General features: G+C 65.3%; 16 protein-coding genes, 1 tRNA gene and 1 pseudogene. 9 read left to right on the forward strand and 9 right to left on the reverse strand.

Annotated elements, in window-relative coordinates; all coding sequences use genetic code 11:
• The first annotated feature begins 170 nt into the window (after positions 1-170).
• The 3 genes from Q0316_RS17505 (at position 171) to aat (ending at position 2,105) form a co-directional block, all read left to right on the forward strand.
• Positions 171-557, forward strand: coding sequence for a hypothetical protein (locus Q0316_RS17505; protein ID WP_298674643.1), 387 nt, complete (start codon positions 171-173; stop codon positions 555-557).
• 106 nt (positions 558-663) lie between these two features.
• The gene (locus Q0316_RS17510) at positions 664-1,374 is read left to right on the forward strand and encodes a ParA family protein (protein ID WP_298674645.1); all 711 of its coding nucleotides are present in this window, start codon (positions 664-666) and stop codon (positions 1,372-1,374) included.
• Between the two features lie 23 nt (positions 1,375-1,397).
• Positions 1,398-2,105: a leucyl/phenylalanyl-tRNA--protein transferase gene (gene aat, locus Q0316_RS17515; RefSeq protein WP_298674647.1), complete on the forward strand. Its 708-nt coding sequence runs from the start codon at positions 1,398-1,400 to the stop codon at positions 2,103-2,105.
• Positions 2,106-2,140: 35 nt separating this feature from the next.
• Here aat and Q0316_RS19765 read toward each other — a convergent pair.
• The 5 genes and pseudogenes from Q0316_RS19765 to Q0316_RS17540 form a co-directional block, all read right to left on the reverse strand.
• Positions 2,141-2,374: pseudogene (locus Q0316_RS19765) on the reverse strand (DUF2155 domain-containing protein); the annotation flags it as partial.
• 209 nt (positions 2,375-2,583) lie between these two features.
• Positions 2,584-2,976 carry an NADH:ubiquinone oxidoreductase subunit NDUFA12 gene (locus Q0316_RS17525; RefSeq protein WP_298674649.1) on the reverse strand — a complete coding sequence of 131 codons (393 nt, stop codon included), beginning with the start codon at positions 2,974-2,976 and terminating at the stop codon, positions 2,584-2,586.
• 42 nt (positions 2,977-3,018) lie between these two features.
• Positions 3,019-3,516 (reverse strand): DUF192 domain-containing protein, encoded by a 498-nt coding sequence (locus tag Q0316_RS17530; RefSeq protein WP_298674651.1) that lies wholly within the window; start codon positions 3,514-3,516, stop codon positions 3,019-3,021.
• Position 3,517: 1 nt separating this feature from the next.
• Entirely contained in the window at positions 3,518-4,048 is a 531-nt protein-coding gene (locus Q0316_RS17535) for a cold shock protein (protein ID WP_298674653.1), read from the reverse strand.
• A gap of 123 nt (positions 4,049-4,171) precedes the next feature.
• Positions 4,172-4,702 (reverse strand): RecX family transcriptional regulator, encoded by a 531-nt coding sequence (locus Q0316_RS17540; RefSeq protein ID WP_298674655.1) that lies wholly within the window; start codon positions 4,700-4,702, stop codon positions 4,172-4,174.
• A gap of 105 nt (positions 4,703-4,807) precedes the next feature.
• Between Q0316_RS17540 and Q0316_RS17545 the strand changes: the two genes are divergently transcribed.
• The 4 genes from Q0316_RS17545 (at position 4,808) to Q0316_RS17560 (ending at position 9,945) form a co-directional block, all read left to right on the forward strand.
• Positions 4,808-6,535: a fatty acyl-AMP ligase gene (locus tag Q0316_RS17545; RefSeq protein ID WP_298674657.1), complete on the forward strand. Its 1,728-nt coding sequence runs from the start codon at positions 4,808-4,810 to the stop codon at positions 6,533-6,535.
• 87 nt (positions 6,536-6,622) lie between these two features.
• Positions 6,623-8,989, forward strand: coding sequence for an EAL domain-containing protein (locus tag Q0316_RS17550; RefSeq protein ID WP_298674659.1), 2,367 nt, complete (start codon positions 6,623-6,625; stop codon positions 8,987-8,989).
• A gap of 105 nt (positions 8,990-9,094) precedes the next feature.
• Positions 9,095-9,171, forward strand: a tRNA-Trp gene (locus tag Q0316_RS17555).
• A gap of 300 nt (positions 9,172-9,471) precedes the next feature.
• Positions 9,472-9,945 (forward strand): PEPxxWA-CTERM sorting domain-containing protein, encoded by a 474-nt coding sequence (locus Q0316_RS17560; RefSeq protein WP_298674661.1) that lies wholly within the window; start codon positions 9,472-9,474, stop codon positions 9,943-9,945.
• A 273-nt stretch (positions 9,946-10,218) separates the two neighbouring features.
• Here Q0316_RS17560 and Q0316_RS17565 read toward each other — a convergent pair whose 3' ends face one another.
• Both Q0316_RS17565 and Q0316_RS17570 read right to left on the reverse strand, forming a co-directional pair.
• The gene (locus Q0316_RS17565) at positions 10,219-12,705 is read right to left on the reverse strand and encodes a TonB-dependent receptor (protein WP_298674664.1); all 2,487 of its coding nucleotides are present in this window, start codon (positions 12,703-12,705) and stop codon (positions 10,219-10,221) included.
• A 289-nt stretch (positions 12,706-12,994) separates the two neighbouring features.
• On the reverse strand, positions 12,995-14,584 hold the full coding sequence (locus tag Q0316_RS17570; protein WP_298674667.1) for a tetratricopeptide repeat-containing sulfotransferase family protein: 1,590 nt from the start codon (positions 14,582-14,584) through the stop codon (positions 12,995-12,997).
• A gap of 208 nt (positions 14,585-14,792) precedes the next feature.
• On the opposite strand from Q0316_RS17570, the gene secE reads away from it, so the two are divergent.
• The gene (gene secE, locus Q0316_RS17575) at positions 14,793-14,990 is read left to right on the forward strand and encodes a preprotein translocase subunit SecE (protein ID WP_298674755.1); all 198 of its coding nucleotides are present in this window, start codon (positions 14,793-14,795) and stop codon (positions 14,988-14,990) included.
• 19 nt (positions 14,991-15,009) lie between these two features.
• Positions 15,010-15,546, forward strand: a complete 537-nt coding sequence (gene nusG, locus Q0316_RS17580) for a transcription termination/antitermination protein NusG (protein WP_298674670.1) — start codon at positions 15,010-15,012, stop codon at positions 15,544-15,546.
• Between the two features lie 135 nt (positions 15,547-15,681).
• Here the strand turns inward: nusG and Q0316_RS17585 are convergent, their stop codons facing one another.
• The gene (locus Q0316_RS17585) at positions 15,682-17,073 is read right to left on the reverse strand and encodes a hypothetical protein (RefSeq protein WP_298674672.1); all 1,392 of its coding nucleotides are present in this window, start codon (positions 17,071-17,073) and stop codon (positions 15,682-15,684) included.
• 45 nt (positions 17,074-17,118) lie between these two features.
• Positions 17,119-17,844 carry a DUF4163 domain-containing protein gene (locus tag Q0316_RS17590; protein WP_298674675.1) on the reverse strand — a complete coding sequence of 242 codons (726 nt, stop codon included), beginning with the start codon at positions 17,842-17,844 and terminating at the stop codon, positions 17,119-17,121.
• Positions 17,845-17,872: the final 28 nt, after the last annotated feature.

Below are 17,872 nucleotides of genomic sequence, written 5' to 3' on the forward strand. Positions count from 1 at the left end.
GCAACCACGCTTGCGCTTTAAGCGTGCATAGCCCGGCTGATGCCGGGGCAATCGCCACGCGCATCCGAATTGGCTCTCGCCGTCGCGGCGGCGCGAAGGATATAAAATTGCATATGAAACCGTTTGCCGCCTTGACGGAGGCGGCATCGGGCGTATGGCGTCACGATGTTATGAAGAGCCTCATCCTCCTCCCTGCCGCCACCGCGCTGCTCGTACTTTCCGCCTGCAATTCGAAGCCGGAAAAGCCCGAAGTGATCGACATCAATCCCGATCCGATGGCGGCCGAACTCGCCAACAAGGGCACGATCGAGTTGCCGCCGTCGATCAAGGCGGAAAAGACCTTCCGCTGCAAGGACAACAGCCTCGTTTATGTCACCTTCTTCCAGGGTAACAAGCAGGTGTTCGTGAAGGCCAAGAAGGATGCCACGCCGACCGTGCTGAAGGCGGCGAAGGACGGCGAGCCGCTGGTCGCGGAGGGCGGCTGGAAGCTGACCGGCGACACCGCGCACATCACGCTGGATCAGCCGGGCAAGGGCTCGCAGACCTGCAAATCCTGATTCTCCGCGAATCACCCATTTTTCCGGGCCGGCGCACGCGTTGCGCCGGCCCTTTTAATTAGCGGCGCGACTTGCCACGCGCCGCGTCGCGCGGCACGTTCGGCACATGACGACGATCGCGGTTTACAGCCTGAAAGGCGGCGTCGGGAAAACAACGCTGGCCGCCAATCTCGCCTGGTGCGCGGCGACGCGATCGTCGCGCCGCACCCTGCTATGGGATCTCGATCCGCAGGCGGCGGCAAGCTGGATCCTCGGTCGTGAAGGGAAACGCGATCGCGCGCAGGCGGCCTTCTCGCGCGAAGTGGATGCCCACCGCCTGATCCGGCCGACCGGCACCGCGCGACTCGATCTGCTGCCCGCCGACGCCTCGTTGCGCGATCTCGATCATCAATTGCGGGAGATGGACAAGAAGAAGCGGCTGAGCAAATTGATCGCCGGGCTGGGCGATTATGATTGCGTGATCCTCGATTGCCCGCCGGGGCTGACCGAAACGGCGGAACAGGTCGCGCGTGCCGCCGATCTGATCGTGATCCCCGTCCTCCCCTCCCCCCTCGCGCAGCGGGCTTATCACGAGGTCGAGCGGCATCTCGGCGGTCGCACGGCTACCCTGCCGGTCCATGCGATGGTCGATCGCCGCCGGCGGATGCATCTGGACATGATCGCGGCGCGATCCGAATGGCCGGTGATCCCGATGGCAAGCGTGGTGGAGACCGCTTCCGCCGCGCATCGCGCGGTTGGCGAGGCGGCGCCGCGCTCGGCTGCCGCCGCCGCCTTTCTCGACATCTGGCAGAGGATCGAGCGACGACTCGCTTTCTGAATTACGAACGGCTCGATCCGGCGATGGTGCTTGGCGCCTATTCGGTCGGGGTTTTCCCGATGGCCGATGGCCGTGACGCGCCCGGCGTCTATTGGGTCGAGCCGCGCCGCCGCGCGATTCTGCCGCTCGACGGTTTTCACCTCTCGCGATCGCTGCGCAAGACCGTGCTCGCCGATCGCTTTCGCGTCACGGTCGACCGCGATTTCCCGGCGATCATCCGGCTATGCGCGGAAGCGGCGAGCGATCGACCGGAAACCTGGATCAATCGCTCGATCGAACAGGCCTTCCTCAAATTGCACGAAAGTGGCCACGCCCATTCGATCGAATGCTGGGATGGCGACGAACTGGCGGGCGGCCTGTACGGCCTCGCACTTGGCCGCGCCTTTTTCGGCGAAAGCATGGTCAGCCGCGCGACCGATGCCTCCAAGGTGGCGATCGCCGCGCTGGTCGCGCGGCTGCGCGCCGGTGGCTTCACCCTGCTCGATTGCCAGTTCATGACCGATCACCTCGCCTCGCTCGGCGCGGTGGAAATTGATCGCGCCGATTACATGGTGTTGCTTGGCGAGGCGCTGGCCGGGCTGGTTTCCGTGACGGGCGCGTCGGCATCCGCACTCGCCGAGTCGCCGGGCGCGGACGCTGTGGATTTCTTCGCGGTGGAGGCCGCGATCACATCGGTATCCGGCCCCTTCGCCGGGAAGGACATCGTGCAGCTCTTGGCCCACACGTCGTAAACCGGGTGCTGCACCACGTTGAGCGCCGGACGCTCCTTGAACAGCCAGCCCGAAAAGGCCCGCCGCCACGCCTTGTCCACGCCCTTCACGTCCAGTTGGACGAAGGCGCCGGTCAGTTGTTCCTGCTCCCACGGCGCGGTGCGCTCACAGGCGCGCAGCCGCACGATCGTATCGCCGACGCGCAGCGCCTGCCCCGGCTTCATCGTCAATTCGCGGCTGACGCCATTGCGCTTGTTGAGGATGCCGATCACCGCGACTCGCTCGGCCATCGGCGTCGTGCCCGCGTCGACCGCCTGATCCCCGCCATCGACGGAAGTGACACCATTCGCGGCATCCGCACGCGGCGGGGGAACCGCCTGAGTTGCGGCGGGTGCTGCGGATTTCTGCGAGGCAGCGGCGTCGGTGAGCCAACGGCTTCCCTGCCAGAGGCCAATGCCGGCCAGCGCGGCGACAAGCGCGCCCGCCGCCAGCGCACGCTTCACGCCTCCGGGCTCCACGCTTCATAGTCGCCGGTCGCGGCGGCGCGGACACCGCCCTTTTCCAGCGCACCCGGCGGACGATAGGCAAGCGCGGTGCCGGTCATGTTCGGCAGCGCGGGCTTTTCCCAGCGGCGCGGCGCTGGCAGCGCGCGATCGGGCACGTCATCGACGTGGTGGTGGAGCCAACTGAACCAGTCTGGCGGCACGCGGCTGGCGTCGTTCGCGCCGTTATAGATCACCCAGCGGCGCGGCTGGCCGCTCGTGTCGGCGCCGCCTTCATAATAGACATTGCCGAGCGAATCCTCGCCCATGCGCGATTTCCCGCGCAAGCCAAACCAGGTGCCGATGGTAGCGCCGTTCCACCAGGTGAACGGGTTCAGATTGATGCCCATGCAGTCGCGCTTACCCGCGAAGGCGGCGCGCTTCAACCGGGGTTACTTGCCCCACGTCACCTTATCGCCCTCGTTTATGCCCAACTCGGCGGCGCGCCCGGCGTTGATTTCCAGCACCGCCGCAACCGGCTCGCCCGAGGGAATCGGCGCCTCGGAAAACGGCACGGTATTCTCGGTCAGCCGCGCGATGCTGTGATCGGCACGGATGAACAGGATATCGAGCGAGCTTGGCGTGTTCTTCATCCAGAAGCTCGCCGGCTTCGGTCCCCCCCCGGCGGCGGGATAAGGCGCGAACAGCATCCCGCCATCCTTCGGAATATCCTTGCGAAACATCAGGCCGCGCGCCTGCTCCTCCTCGGTCCGCGCCACTTCGACGTGAAAGACGTGGCTGCCGTTCGCCCCCTCGATCGTCACCGTCACGCGGTTCGCCGCGTCCTCGCCGTCGGCAGCATTCGCCGCGCCGCCGCTGCCGAAGGCGTCGCCCGACGAACATGCCGGAACGAGCGCCATCAACATCGCCGCAGCGAGGATACGCAACATTTCAATCCTCCAGCGCAGCGCCGACAATCACCGCCAATGGCCCCTTGCGCCCGTCAATAACGCGCGCGCGCAGCTTCTGCTCCGGCTCGACCTCATGGATCGCGGCGCGACGCAGGGTTTCCATATGGACGAATATATCCTGATCGCCCCCCGGCCGCACCAGGAAGCCATAGCCCTTCAGCCGGTTGAACCATTTCACCAGAACCGGCTCCCATTCGCCGGCATCCTCGATCAATGTCGCCGGATCGACGCGGGCCGGATCGCGCGGCGCGCTAGGCTCCGTCGCCTGCGACAGATCGAGCGACAGGATTTCGATCGCCTGGAACCCCCGGTCGCGCTTCAGCGCGACAACCTCAAGGCGCGCGCGCTCGGGCAGGCTGCGCCGGCCAAGCGACTGGAGCACGCTGAAATGGATCAACACATCGCCGGTGTCGCCGGAATCGGGCACCAGAAAACCGAAACCGCGCGTTACGTCGAACCATTTGAGCGTGCCCGAAATCCGCACGCCGTGTTCGGCGCCGGCCACACTCATATCCTGTTCGCGGTCATCTACATCGCGAGGCATGTCGCTACGCACATTATGTAATCCCCCCCGGATAGTCGTTACGCTAGCATGGATGTAGTTTCGTACAACAGCCCAACCGTGACTTTTGCGTCATTCCTCGCCCTCGAATGGCACGCCGGGAGGGGCGACGACGATCCGCCGGGCGAGCGCGGGGGCGTGGCCGGCGCGCACCATCGCGGCCACCTGCCGCTCACGCAGCCGATCATCGGGCGCGGCCTTCGCCCACGGGCCGAAGCGGCGACGGCGGGCGAAGGCGAGCGCGATATCGAGCGACCGCTCCGCCGCCGGTTCGAGCGCGATCGCCGCATCGCCTTCGCCGACGTGCGCCGCCCGCAAAGCCTCGGCCACCCGCCGCCCGCCATAACCGCGCCGGGCGAGCGCCGCCGCGCGCATTTCGGCGAAACTCCGGTCATTGACATAGCCGAGCGCCGCCATCCGCTCGGCAACCACCGCCGGCTCAACCGTATCCCCTTCCCATCCGCGCTCGCGGATCTTACGGCGCAGATAATCGGCCAGCTTGCCGCGCGTTGTCGCAAATCGTTCGACATAACGCAGCGCCAGTTGATCGAGCGTGGCCGCATTCAGCGGGCGCGGCGGGCGACGTTCGGAAGGCACGGCCATGTTGTTGCCACACTGACGCACGAATTTAAACGCGCAGGGCGCGTAAAAGCTGCCATTGAGCGAGCTTGCGCCTGGCAAGCGGCGCGCGAAAGGTTAAGAATTGGAATGACTACCCTCGATCCGACCGCCACGCACGATGCGCTGCCCCGCCGCTTCGCGGATTTCGCGACGCTCGGCGAAGCGCTGGATTATGCGGCGCAGGGCAAGCGCGGGCTGAATTTTCATGACGCACGCGGCACCTTGACCCGCGCTTATCCCTTCGCCGAGTTGCAACAAGACGCCAAGGCGGCGGCATGGCGCCTGATGGCCGCGGGAATCGCGCCGGGCGATCGTGTCGCGCTGGTCGCGGAAACCGGGGCCGAGTTCGCCGCGCTGTTTTTCGGCACCGTATATGCGGGCGCCTGGCCGGTGCCGCTGCCGCTGCCGACATCGTTCGGCGGCAAGGAATCCTATATCGACCAACTCAGCGTCCAGCTTTCGAGCTGCGATCCCGTGATGCTGATCTACCCGCCCGAGCTTGCCGGCATGGCGGGCGCGGCAGCGGAGGGCTGCGGCGTGCGCGGCGTGGACTGGAGCGACCTGCTCGCGACCGAAGCCGTGCCCGTGGCGCTGCCGGAAGCACGCGGCGATGATATCGCCTATCTGCAATATTCCAGCGGCTCGACGCGTTTTCCCCACGGAGTCGCGATCACGCACCACGCGTTGCTCAACAATCTCGCGGCGCATTCGCACGGGATGCAGCTGACCGACAGCGACCGCTGCATCTCCTGGCTGCCATGGTATCATGACATGGGGCTGGTGGGCTGCTTCCTGTCGCCGATCGCGAACCAGGTTTCGACCGACTATCTGAAGACGGAGGATTTCGCCCGCCGCCCGCTCGCCTGGCTCGATCTCATCAGCCGCAACCAGGGCACGTCGATCAGCTATTCGCCGACCTTCGGCTATGACATTTGCGCCCGCCGCATCTCCAGCCAGACGCGCGCATCGGATCGCTTCGATCTGTCGCGCTGGCGGCTCGCCGGCAATGGCGCGGACATGATCCGGCCGGACGTGATGCAGGGCTTCGTCGATGCCTTTGCCGATGCCGGCTTCAAGGCGAGCGCCTTCCTGCCGAGCTATGGCCTCGCCGAAGCGACGCTGGCGGTGTCGATCATGCCACCCGGCGAGGGCATCCGCGTCGAACTGGTTGAGGAAACGCAGCTTTCCGGCGTCCCCACCGGGCAGGATCGCCCGCAACGCTATCGCGCGATCGTCAATTGCGGGAAGCCGGTGCGCGATATGGCGATCGAGATCCGGGAGGAGGACGGCACGCCCCTTCCCGAGCGCGCGATCGGCAAGGTGTGGTGCGCCGGCCCGTCGGTGATGGTCGGCTATTTCCGCGACGAGGAAGCGACCGACGCGTGCATGAAGGACGGCTGGCTCGACACCGGGGACATGGGCTATCTGTCCGATGGCTACATCTATATCGTCGGTCGCGCCAAGGACATGATTATCGTCAACGGCCGCAATCACTGGCCGCAGGACATCGAATGGGCGGTGGAGCAGCTTCCCGGCTTCAAGCAGGGCGATATCGCCGCCTTCGCGATCACGACGCCCGGCGGGGAGGAGACGCCCGCGGTGCTCGTGCAATGCCGCACCTCCGACGATGCCGAGCGCAGCCGACTGCGCGACGAGATTCGCGATCGCGTGCGCGCGGTGACCGGCATGAATTGCGTCATCGAACTGATCCCGCCGCGCACTTTGCCGCGCACCAGCTCGGGCAAGCTCAGCCGCGCCAAGGCACGCAACCTGTATCTGTCCGGCGAGATCAAGCCCTATGCGATCGCCGCCTGAGCGGGGATAGCACGAGGCGGAAGCGCCATCCCGGAAGCACGCCCGCGGAAACGATTAATCAACCCCTGATCGCGTAATCGGGGGGACGTGAGCAACGCGCCTCCTCCCACCGTCCGTCATCCGGCTGTCCCGCTCGGGCCGCTGCTTGGCCTGTCCGAAGGCAATGACGCGGCGGCCTGGGCGCGGATTCGTGGCGCCACCCTTCATGCCGGGCGGCAACTCGCGCTGTTCATGCTCGGTACGAATCTGGTCGGCGCAGCGGTCGTCGTCATGCTCTTTGCCCGACACGTCCAGCAATCGTGGCTTGGAGCGTGGGGCATCGCCGTCGCGCTCGTCGCAACGATAGTCGCGGTACGCCGATTGCGGACCAGCCCGCAGCCCGACGCCCTCGCCAGCGTCGGTGATTTGCGCGGCACCGGCTTCGAAGGCGCGGCACTGGCGCTGGTGTGGAGCATTCCGATCCTGCTGTTCGGGCCGCTCAGCAACGCGATGACCGCGCTCGCGCTGTGGATGGTGCTGTCGGTGCTGATGTCCGCCGCCGCGATCGCGATGGCGCCACTGGTGCTTGCGGCGCTTGGCTTCATCGGCGGCGTGGCGCTGGCGGTGGCAACGGCGTTCGTCATCATGCACGTCTATGTCGGCGCGGCGGGCGCCGTCTTGTTCGCCGCGATCCTGATTATCGCCTGCGTTTCGCGCGCGCGGGCGCTTGTCCTGCTGCGCGGATCGGAACTGACACTCACCGAGCGCGACGAAACCGTCAGCCTGCTGCTCCGCGAATTCGAGGATACCGATACCGGATCGGACTGGCTGTGGGAAACCGATGTGCAGCGCCGCATCGTCAGGGGCACCACGCGCTTCGCGACCGCGCTTGGCACGTCCGCCCATTCGATCGAGGGGATGCCGCTGCTTCAGGTGCTCGCCGGGCCTTCGTGGGATTCGGGCAATTTCTCGCCGGCGCTACGCCAGCTCGCGGAAAGGCTGAAGAACCGCGAGAGCTTTCGCGATCTCACGCTGCCGGTGACGGTGAACGGCGAGCAGCGCTGGTGGGAGATCGCCGCCAGCCCGCGCTATGACGATCGCGGCGATTTCATCGGCTTCCGCGGGGTCGGCTCCGATGTGACGGAGCAGCGCACCACCGCCGACAAGATCAATCGCATGGCGCGCTTCGATGCGCTCACCGGGCTACCCAATCGCCTGCTCGTCAACGAAGCATTGGGCAAGGCGCTGGCCGAAGCCGAGAAATGGGGATCGCGCTCAGCGTTCATGATGATCGACCTCGATCGGTTCAAGGCGGTCAACGATACGCTCGGTCATCCGATCGGAGACCGGCTGCTCGGGCGCGTATCGGAACGGCTGGCGCAGCTTGTCACCGCGAACGAGATGGTCGGGCGGCTCGGCGGTGACGAATTCGCGGTCGTGATCCGCGACGCGGGCGATACCAGCCGCGTCGAACAATTGGCGCGAACGATCATCGAGACATTGTCCCGCCCCTATGAGATCGACCAGCACACCCTATGGATCGGCGCCTCGGTCGGCGTCGCGACCTCGCCACGCGACGGGCGCACCGCCGAGAATCTCATTCGCTCAGCCGATCTTGCGCTTTATCGCTCCAAGGATGCCGGGGGCGGCGCGTTTCACAGCTACGAACCGCAACTGCACGTCGAGGCGGAGGAGCGCCGCGTATTGGAGATCGCGCTGCGCACCGCGCTCGAACGCGGCGAACTGCACCTGCAATATCAACCCGTGGTGGAAACCACGACCGGGCGGCTCACCGGATTCGAGGCGCTGCTGCGCTGGCACAGCCCGCAATTCGGCATGGTCAGCCCGGCCAAATTCGTGCCGCTCGCGGAAGAAGCGCGATTGATCGGCCCGATCGGCGAGTGGGTGGTTCGCACCGCCTGCGCCGAAGCGGCGCGCTGGCCGGACGATATCCGGATCGCGGTGAACGTATCGCCCGAGCAATTGCACAACCCCAATTTCGCCGCCGTCGTCGCGCAGGCGCTTGCAACCTCGGGTATTTCACCCAACAGGCTTGAGCTGGAGGTGACCGAAAGCGTCTTCATGCGCGAGGGCACGGGCGCGGTGAAGGTGCTGGAGAATATCCTGGACATGGGCGTGCGGCTCAGCCTGGACGATTTCGGCACCGGCTATTCCTCGCTCGGCTATCTCAGCCGCACGCGATTTTCGTCGATCAAGATCGACCGCAGCTTCGTCCAGGGCGCGTCGCGCGGCGTTCCGGAGGCGCTGGCGATCATCTGCGCCGTGGTGGCGCTCGCCCGAAGCCTCGGCATGGCGACCACGGCGGAAGGCGTCGAGACCGAAGCGGAACTGAATATGATTCGCGAACTGGGCTGCTCCAAGATTCAGGGCTTCTACTTCGGTCGCCCGCTGCCGGTGGAGGAAGCGCGCGCGCTCGCCGGTCGCCATCGGCCAGACGCTTATGCCGCCGCCTGATCGGCCTGGCGGTCCGCCGATCCAATCGCCGCGCGATATTGCGCGCGCAGTTTCATTCTCCCCTATTGCGGCCACCGCCGCGCCGCGTTAGTGGCGAGCGCTCGTAGGGGTGTAGCTCAGCTGGTTAGAGCGTCGGTCTCCAAAACCGAAGGCCCTCGGTTCGAATCCGAGCTCCCCTGCCAGTCTCTCTTGAAATTGCGACGTTGGTGGCATGGTGTGCCGTTCTGGCCGCCCGCGCACATCCGCCGCTGGAGGGGCGGCAAATCCTCGTTTCCGGGTCAGCATGGCAATTACTGTTCCGATCTGGGACGCGCTGAAAGATGCGTAGTTAACGGACTGTTGGTCGCCAAACCTTGCCGCTACGGCAGCACGATCCAACGAGACGAAGCGATTCGTCGTTTGGCGTTGGATGGAAAATACGGGGATTTTGAATGCGTAAGTTGGCAATTGCCGCAGCCCTTTCGAGCGTTGCCATGATTGGCATGGCGGCTCCCGCTTCGGCTGCGGTGGTGTTCAATCTCAACAATGTAACGCTCGTCGACGGCGGAACGCTGTCCGGCTCGTTCACCACGAGCGACGATCTCGCCACGCTTATCGGCTTCTCGATCACGTCGTCCACCAACAACGGCTGGCCCTATGGCAACTTCACCGGGACGACCTACACGCTCGGCAACGCGACCTCGCTGTTCTGGAACGCCACCCAGGGCTTGTCCGCGACGTTCCCGAAAGCGAAGCTCAACCTATTCTTCAACAGCCCGCTCACCTCGACCGGCACCGCGCTGAACCAGACCACCAGCGAAACGCAAAAGGGCTACAATCGCTACCTCACGTCCGGCTCGGTTTCCGCCGTCGCGGGCGCCGTTCCCGAACCCGCCACCTGGGCGATGATGATCGCGGGCTTCGGCCTGGTCGGCGCTGCAATGCGCCGCCGCGCGGCCAAGGTGCGGTTCGCCTGATACACTGACGCCCAAGGAAATTGAAAAGGCGCCGATTAGACCCGGCGCCTTTTTCCTTTCCCGCCGCGATCCTGCAGGTTCGTGGGTAAAGCGGGAGTTAGGCGGGGCGTAAGTCTCCGATCGGATCAGAGCGCCAGCCCAGCCGCCTCATTTCGGGTCAGTGCGTAAGCGGTAACCGACAACGCGGATGCCGCCCGAACGGAAAAGAACGGGGCGTGGCCGCCCCGTCCTCCCCCGAAACCTTGGCGCACCGAAATGCGCCAGGCTCCTCCCCTAGAACTTCGCGCCGGCGCGGATGCCGATGGTCCTCGGCGTGATCGGCACGATATAGGGCCGCTGCCCGCACGATCCGCATTCCTGAAAGCGCGAGATTTCGCCGCGCACATCCCACAGATTCTGCGCGAACACCTCGATCGTATAATTGCTGCCGATCTCCGCGCCGAGCGCGAGATTGCCGGTGGTATAGGCGCGCAGCCGCCCCAGTTCCGCCGCGGGATTGATGATCGCGCCGGTGCCCGTCTGGTAAACCGCCGCCCGGATATCCGACGCCGCGGAACTTTGATGCGACACCAGCGCCTGAACATAGCCTTTGACCGTGTCGCCCAGCGGAACGGCATATCGCGCCGTGCCCGTGATCTTGAATTCAGGCGTAATCGGCAGGCGCGTGCCCTTGGGCGCCGATACGAGGTTCTGATCGCCCGCTTCGGTCAGCCCGGAGCAGGTGAAGGTAGGATCGGCCTGAAGGCACAGATTCTGACGGGTCCGGGCATCGTTGTACGAGCCGGCGGCGGTTAGCGTGAGCGGCCCGGTTGACAGATTCACGTCCATCTCGACGCCACGGATGCGCGCGCTCGGCCCGTTCTCGATCACCGTGAAGCTGTTCTGCCCGAGGAAGGCGAATTGGAACTGATCCCAATTCTGCTGATAGATCGCGCCATTGAAACGCAGCATCCCGCCAAGCAGCGTCGATTTCCAGCCGATCTCATAATTGGTCAGGAAATCGGCGGCATAATCCCGCACGTCGCCCCGGCGGTTGATGCCGCCAGGCCGGAACCCGCGCGACCACGTGCCATAGAGCATGAACTGATCGTTGGGCTTCCACGTCAGATTGAATTTGTACGTGGCGCCCTGCCCCTGCGTCCGCTTCGGAATCAGCCCCGTCCCGGAAACACTGGCGAGGTTGGTACACGGCGCACCGGCAACGGCGGCGGGCGCGAACGGCGGCGGAACCTGCCCGTCGCCCACCGTATCCCGCAATGTCCTGCCGTTGGTGAGGAAACACCCGGCGACCCCGGTACGGGAACTCCCCGCCGCGTTATATGGCGTCGCGTTATAAGGGATGCCGGCCCCGTCCACGCCCGGATTGCGCCCGAAGCCGAAGAAGCCGACCAGCGAATTGTCATAGATATAGGCGCGCGCGCCGGCGGTCGCGGTCAGCGTCGGGGTGAGATCGAGGCTCGCCTCCCCGAACATCGCATAATCCTTGTCGATGCGCTCCTGCTGGGTGAGCCACAGGGTGCCCGGATGGCCGTTGACCGACACATCAGGCCCAAGGCCGGCGATGCGATAATCCTGATGAATGAGGTTCGACTGCCGCTGGTAGAACAGACCGGCCACCACGCGGAACGATTGAGTGGCTGGCGAGGCGACACGGAATTCCTGGCTGGTCTTCTTGAAATGATCCGTTCCGATCACTTGCTGGAGCGGAACGATCGTCTTGCCGAGCGCATCCTGATAATAGAAGTAATTCGCCAGCCCGCCGTGCGATTGATAAAGCGAATCATAGGCTTCGGCATAATCGGTATAGTCGCTGGATTGCGTATCCCGCCGATCGAGATAGGCGCCGGCATAGGTGATGTCCCAATTGCCGAGCTTGCCCTCGATCGTCAGCGCGGCCTGAATGAAGCGATCACGGCGATATTCGGGCAGGAAATGCTGCACCTTGAGATCGCCCAGCGACGGATCATAGCCATAGCTGCCATGGCTGCGCTGCTCCTGGTAGAGCACGGTCGGCATGACCGTCCAGTCGCTGTCCAGATCAATCTTCAGCGCGGCGCGCCCGCCCCAGGTTTCGGTATCGTTATAATCCTTCTTCACCAGGGCGTTGTTGTTGACGCTGAACCCGTCCTTGATGCAGCCGTTGATATGGCCGTGGTCATCATAGGTGGGTGTGCCGCAGAAAGTCCGTGTGCCCGCCACATTGTCGATATAGCCGGCGTCCTTCTGGTAGAAACCGACCACGCGCAGCGCGACGTTTTCGGAGAAGGGCGTGTTAATCATCCCCTCCAGCTTGCCGCCGACCCCGCCCTTGTTGACGGTATTCAATTCACCATCGACACGACCGTAAAAGCCGGCGGTATCCGGCTTGTTGGTGATGATACGGATCGTGCCCGCTTCGCTCGACGCGCCGTAAAGCGTGCCCTGCGGCCCCGATAGGCTTTCGATCCGCGCGATATCATAGATATGGATATCCAGCGTGCCGCCGATCGTCGTCACCGGCTGTTCGTCGAGATAGCTGCCGACCGAGGGCAACGAGCCGGAATGGTTGCCATCGCCCCCCGAAGCAACGCCACGCATATAAACGGTGGTCACGCCGGGCTGCGATGTCTGGAAAGCAACCGACGGCAAAAGCTGGGTATATTCGTTGAAATTCGAGATGTTGAGCTGATCGAGCTTGCGTGTCGACAAGGCCTGGATCGAAATCGGCACGGTCTGAATATTCTCGTCACGCTTCTGCGCGGTGACGATGATATCGCTCATCGCATCACTGGATACACGAGTAGAGGGTGAATCGGCGTCCTGCGCGAAGGCGGGGCCGGATAGCGCCGCTGAGGCAAGCAACGAAATCGCGATGCGGCTCTTGAGACTTGCCACGCACTCCCCCCCACGATCATTTTGTTGCGAGAGTGTTTCTATGGCGCGCGCAGGTCAATCACGACTTTTGAACGATCGGAACGAAGTTCATGCGGCGTGGCAGATTTGCAACGTCCGGCCGGGGATCGTTATTCGGCGCCAACGATAATCGCGGCCAGCGCAACCGGCGCTTCGCTTACGAAAAGGCGGGCGCCTCGGGGTAACAGGCGATCACCTCGCCCAGCGCCGCCTCAAGCGGCGCGAGATGCGCGGCGAAGGGGCGCCAGGCGGTGTCCCCTCCACGAAAGATCGGCTGACGCACTTGCTCGGAACTGGCGGTGCGCACCGCGCGCTCGGTCTCGTGAAACGAAAGGCAGGTAGCCTCGAACGGCAGGCCAAGTTGATCGAGCAGGCCGCGAATCCCCTCCTCCGGCGCATCGACCAGCTGCTCGTGGATCACGCGATGAACCCGCCCCGGTTGCACCGCGTCTAGATGCGCCATCAGCCGCACATAATCGCGATAATAACGCCCCATATCGTCGAGGGCGTAGCTGAACGACTGCCCGCGCGCGAAATGCTGCTTGAAATTGGAAAAGCAGCAGGCGCGCGGATCGCGCCGCGCGTCGATGATCCGCGCATTGGGCAGGATCAGCCGGATCAGCGGCACATGCAGCCAGTTGTTCGGCAATTTATCAATGAAGAACGGTCGTCCGCTGCGCCGCTGCACCGCGGCGCGGCGGAGATATTCCTCGCCCAGTTCAGCCGCCTGCGCCCGCGTGAGGCTGGCAAGCCCGTGCGGATAATCCGCCACGCGGCGCACCATCGCGGGAAGATCGGGAAGCTCGGTCGTCCCCTCCACCGCGCTGTGGCTCGACAGGATCTGTTCGATCAGCGTCGATCCCGCGCGCGGCATACCGAGGATGAAGATCGGGTCCGCCGCCGGGCAGCCCCAGCCGGCCCTTTCGGCGAAGAACGCGGGCGTCAGCAGCGTGATCGACGCATCGACCCTTGCCGCGATCACGGACGCGTCATAGCCCGTCTGCGCGCGCCGTGTAGCATTGCCGGCGGCATAATGCGCGAACGCCTGATCCACCGCGCCGCGATCCTCCAGCGCCTTGCCCAGCGCGAAATCGAGGTGCAGCGCGTCATCTTCCGCCAGGGCCAATGAGCCGCGCGCTGCCGTCATCGCCGCGATATCCGCATCCTCGAACCGCATCGTCTTGAGGTTGGCAAGGCTCCACCACGCCTCCCCCAGCGTCGGCTGGAGCGCGATCGCGCGGCGATAGGCGGTGACGCCATCCGCCTGCCGCCCCACCGTCTTGAGCATATGGCCGTAGCTCATCCACACCTTCGGCTGATGCGGCGCCGCGGCGAGCACGCGTTCGTACAGGCCGATCGCCTCCTCGAACCCGCCGAGCCGGCCCAGCGCCGCAGCCTTCAGATTGGCGTGGCCGACATGATCCGGCTCGGTCGCGAGCAACTCGTCCAGTTCCGCCAGAGCCTCGGGCGCGCGATTCTGGCGATACAGCACCAGCGCGAGATTGGCGCGTGCCGCGGTGAATGCCGGGGCAAGCTCCAGCGCGCGGCGCAGCAAATTCTCCGCATCGCGGTTGCGCCCGATGCGCCCGGCCAGTTCGGCCAGCATCCGGATCGCGCGCGCATCGAACGGATCGCGCTTCAGATATTGCTTGAGCAGTGGCTCCGCGATGTGAAGCTGCCCGTCGTGCAGCGCGATCGCGGCATCGAGGAGCGGCGGCGGATAGGAACTGGCGGCTACGGTTGCCATGGGCGATGACGATGCGGTGAAGCGATCGCCGGCGCAAGCCACTTGAAGCATCGCGGCATTGCTTCCGCCGCGCCCCTTGCCTTCGCGCGAAGGCGACGCTATTTCCGCAACCCATCCGACAGCGAGGACGGGCTTCACCGTTTCCCTGATGACAGGGAAGCGGTGGCGGGCCTATGCCTCGCTCGGCACGTTTGCGAAGGCACGCACAGTGGCGAAGACGTCCCCGATCGAATTCATCCGTCAGGTTCAGGCTGAAACCCGCAAGGTCGTCTGGCCGACACGGCGCGAAACCGTCATGACGGCGGTGATGGTCTTGATTATGACGACGCTCCTCGCGCTGTTCTTCCTCGGCATCGACACGCTCTTCGATCAGATCGTGAAGGGCCTGTTGAGCTTCGCGAAGTAAGGGACAGGGTTTCACGCACATGGCGCGCTGGTACATCATCCACGCTTATTCCGGTTTCGAGGGCAAGGTCCGCGATACGATCCTGACCGAGGCGGAGCGGCTCGGCCTCACCCAACTCGTCGAGCAGATCGAGGTGCCGACCGAAACGGTCACCGAGGCGCGTCGCGGCAAGAAGGTGTCGGTCGAGCGCAAGTTCATGCCCGGCTATGTGCTGGCGAAGCTCAGCATGAACGACGACGTATATCACCTCGTGAAGAACACGCCGCGCGTGACGGGCTTCCTCGGCTCGTCCGGCAAGCCGCAGGCGATCAGCGACGCGGAAGCCGCGCGGATGCTCAATTCGAAGGACCAGGCCGCCGCCGCGCCGAAGCATTCGGTGAAGATCGATTACGAGATCGGCGATTCGGTGAAGGTGCTCGACGGCCCGTTCGCCAGCTTCAACGGCACCGTCGAAGAACTCGATTTCGACAAATCGAAGGTCAAGGTTTCGGTGTCGATCTTCGGTCGCGCCACGCCGGTCGAACTCGATTTCGAGCAGGTCGAACGCAGCAAGTAAGGCGCAGGCCGCACGCGGATAGCGAAGCTATCCGCGAGACGGGCAGCCCGGCCGGCGGGTCGCAGCGCGACCCGCCCGACGGCGCGGGATTAACTCCCGCGTCGAACCTCGCCGCGCCCCCTCTGCGCGTCGGGCTTAGCCGTAAACCACCCGAAACCCGGTCGCGATCACCGCGACCACAACCGGCGGTGTGACCAGCCGTGCCCACATCGCGCGCGACGCCTCACCCCGCCAGTCCCCCATCGCGAGCACCAGCGCGAGCGCGCCGGCGATCATCGTCCACAGATAGTATCGCAGTTCCGCCGCCACCCCGAGGGGCGCATAGCCCAGCGCGTAAAGCAGCGCGGACCACGCCAGCACCCGCGTCGAAAACCCGATGCGCCCCGCCCACAGCAGCCCGGCCATCGCCGCGATCCACACGCACGGCCAGCCGATCGGCGCCTCCCCGCTCAGGCACGCCAGCCGATCGACCGCACGCACGATCGCATTGGGCGCCACCGCGAAACCCCATTCATTCGGCGGCGCGGCGACCTGTACCGGGCGGTCGACCGAATCGAGCGTCAGGAAACGCGTCTCGATGTTCCAGTGCGCCAGCCGGTGCTCGGCATAAGCGATCGGATGGCGCAGGATCGCCGCCAGCCAGAACAGATGCGGCTCGATATGTTGCGCCGCAAAGGCGCGCCGCACCTGTTCGAAGCCGATCGGGCACGGCTCATCGACCCACCAGGCATAACTGTCCCATTTGACCGGCGTGTAGCAATGCCGGTTGACCGCCACCACGTGTTCCACCCCGAGCGGCGGGAACTGATCCTCGCCCGAATAACGCGTGATACCGCCGAGATCGAAGATTATCAGTGACAATTCCACCCCGCTCGGCTTTGCGGCCGTCAGCCGGTTCGCGAGCGGCATCGCCGCGGCCAGCAGCGCGAGCAGCAACGCCGCACTCCCCACCAGCCGCCCCGGTCGCCCCCGCCATGCTTCAGGCAGGCTCCACAAGGCGAGCGGCAACGTCGCGAACACCGCGTTGAAGCGCAACGTGGACGCAAACAGCAGCAGCGCAAGGGCGATCAGGCGCATCGCCCCCTTGCCCGTGGCTCGTCGGTCCGCGAACGCACACAATCCCGCCGCCGCGAGCAGGGCGCCGGTCATCAGGCTATCCTTGATGATCGTCGCCATCAGCGCGACCGATAGCGGCAGCAACGCGACGCAGCCGATCGCCACCGCGCGCCACCCCCGGCCCGCCCGCGCCGCCGCGAGGATCAGCAGCGCGAAGCCCAACGCGTAAAGCCCCAGTTGCAGCATCAGCATCGGCGCGGGGCCGTGCGCGATCGGCAGCAATTGCCGCCATATCCATTCCATTGCCGGCGGGTGCCAGTCGTCGAAATCGCCACTCAGTGCCTGGCCGTATTGGCGAAGCGAATCCCAGGTGACGAGGCCCGGCCAATAAGCGAGCGACCCGGCACAGCCGACCGCGAGCGGCAGCAACGCCGCCGCCACTCGCGCCCGAGGGAAAGAATCGCGCGTCATTCCCCCCGCGTAAATCGGCGGGCCGGAATTGAAAACGGGGTGCGTTTATCGCCCGATCGCGAAAGCGGCGCGATAGGCCGGCTTCACCACGCGCAGCAGCGCCGCCGTCACCGGCAGCGTCACCTCATAGGCGCCCTCCGCATAAGGCCCGGCAACATAGGGATCGGCGATCAGCCCGATGCGGTTGATCCGGCTGTTGTTCGAGGAGCCGAGCAACACCGTCAGTTCACCGATTTTCGGGCATTTGTCGAACATGCCGTCGCCCGACGGCGGCGCACCGCGCTTTCTGGTGCGCTCGACGTTCAATCGCGCGCAGAATGGCGTGCCGATGGCGGCCTGCAACGCCGCATCGGAGGTGAACACCGCCTTGGGCTCCAGCCGCCGCCCGACCGCCTTGTCCCACAGCAAGCCGAGCGAGCCGGGATTGCCGTGCGCGCCGCCGGTATAGCTATAGACATCGCCCGACAGGCTCAGGAAACGCGGAGTGCTCGCCACCAGCTTCCAACTCTTTTGCGTTTCATATTGCCGGAAAGGGAAACCCTCCTTTCGCGCCTGGCGGCGCGCCTCGGCAGCGTCCCGCGCGGTCGCGGCGCGCAGTCTGGCGGCATCGCCCTCCAGCCATGCGCGCAATGCCGGGATGCGCCGTGCTTCGGCGGGATAGGTGTACGTGAACTTGTAATCCGCCGCATCGCCGCGCGATTGCGCCACCGCGCCCATTGCCGCGCCCGTTGCCAGCGCAGCCGCGAGCGCCATCCCCGTCACCATCTTCATAAAGCTCCTCCCGGTATTGCCCGTGCGG

Source organism: uncultured Sphingomonas sp. (genome assembly GCF_937871615.1).
Lineage (GTDB): Bacteria > Pseudomonadota > Alphaproteobacteria > Sphingomonadales > Sphingomonadaceae > Sphingomonas.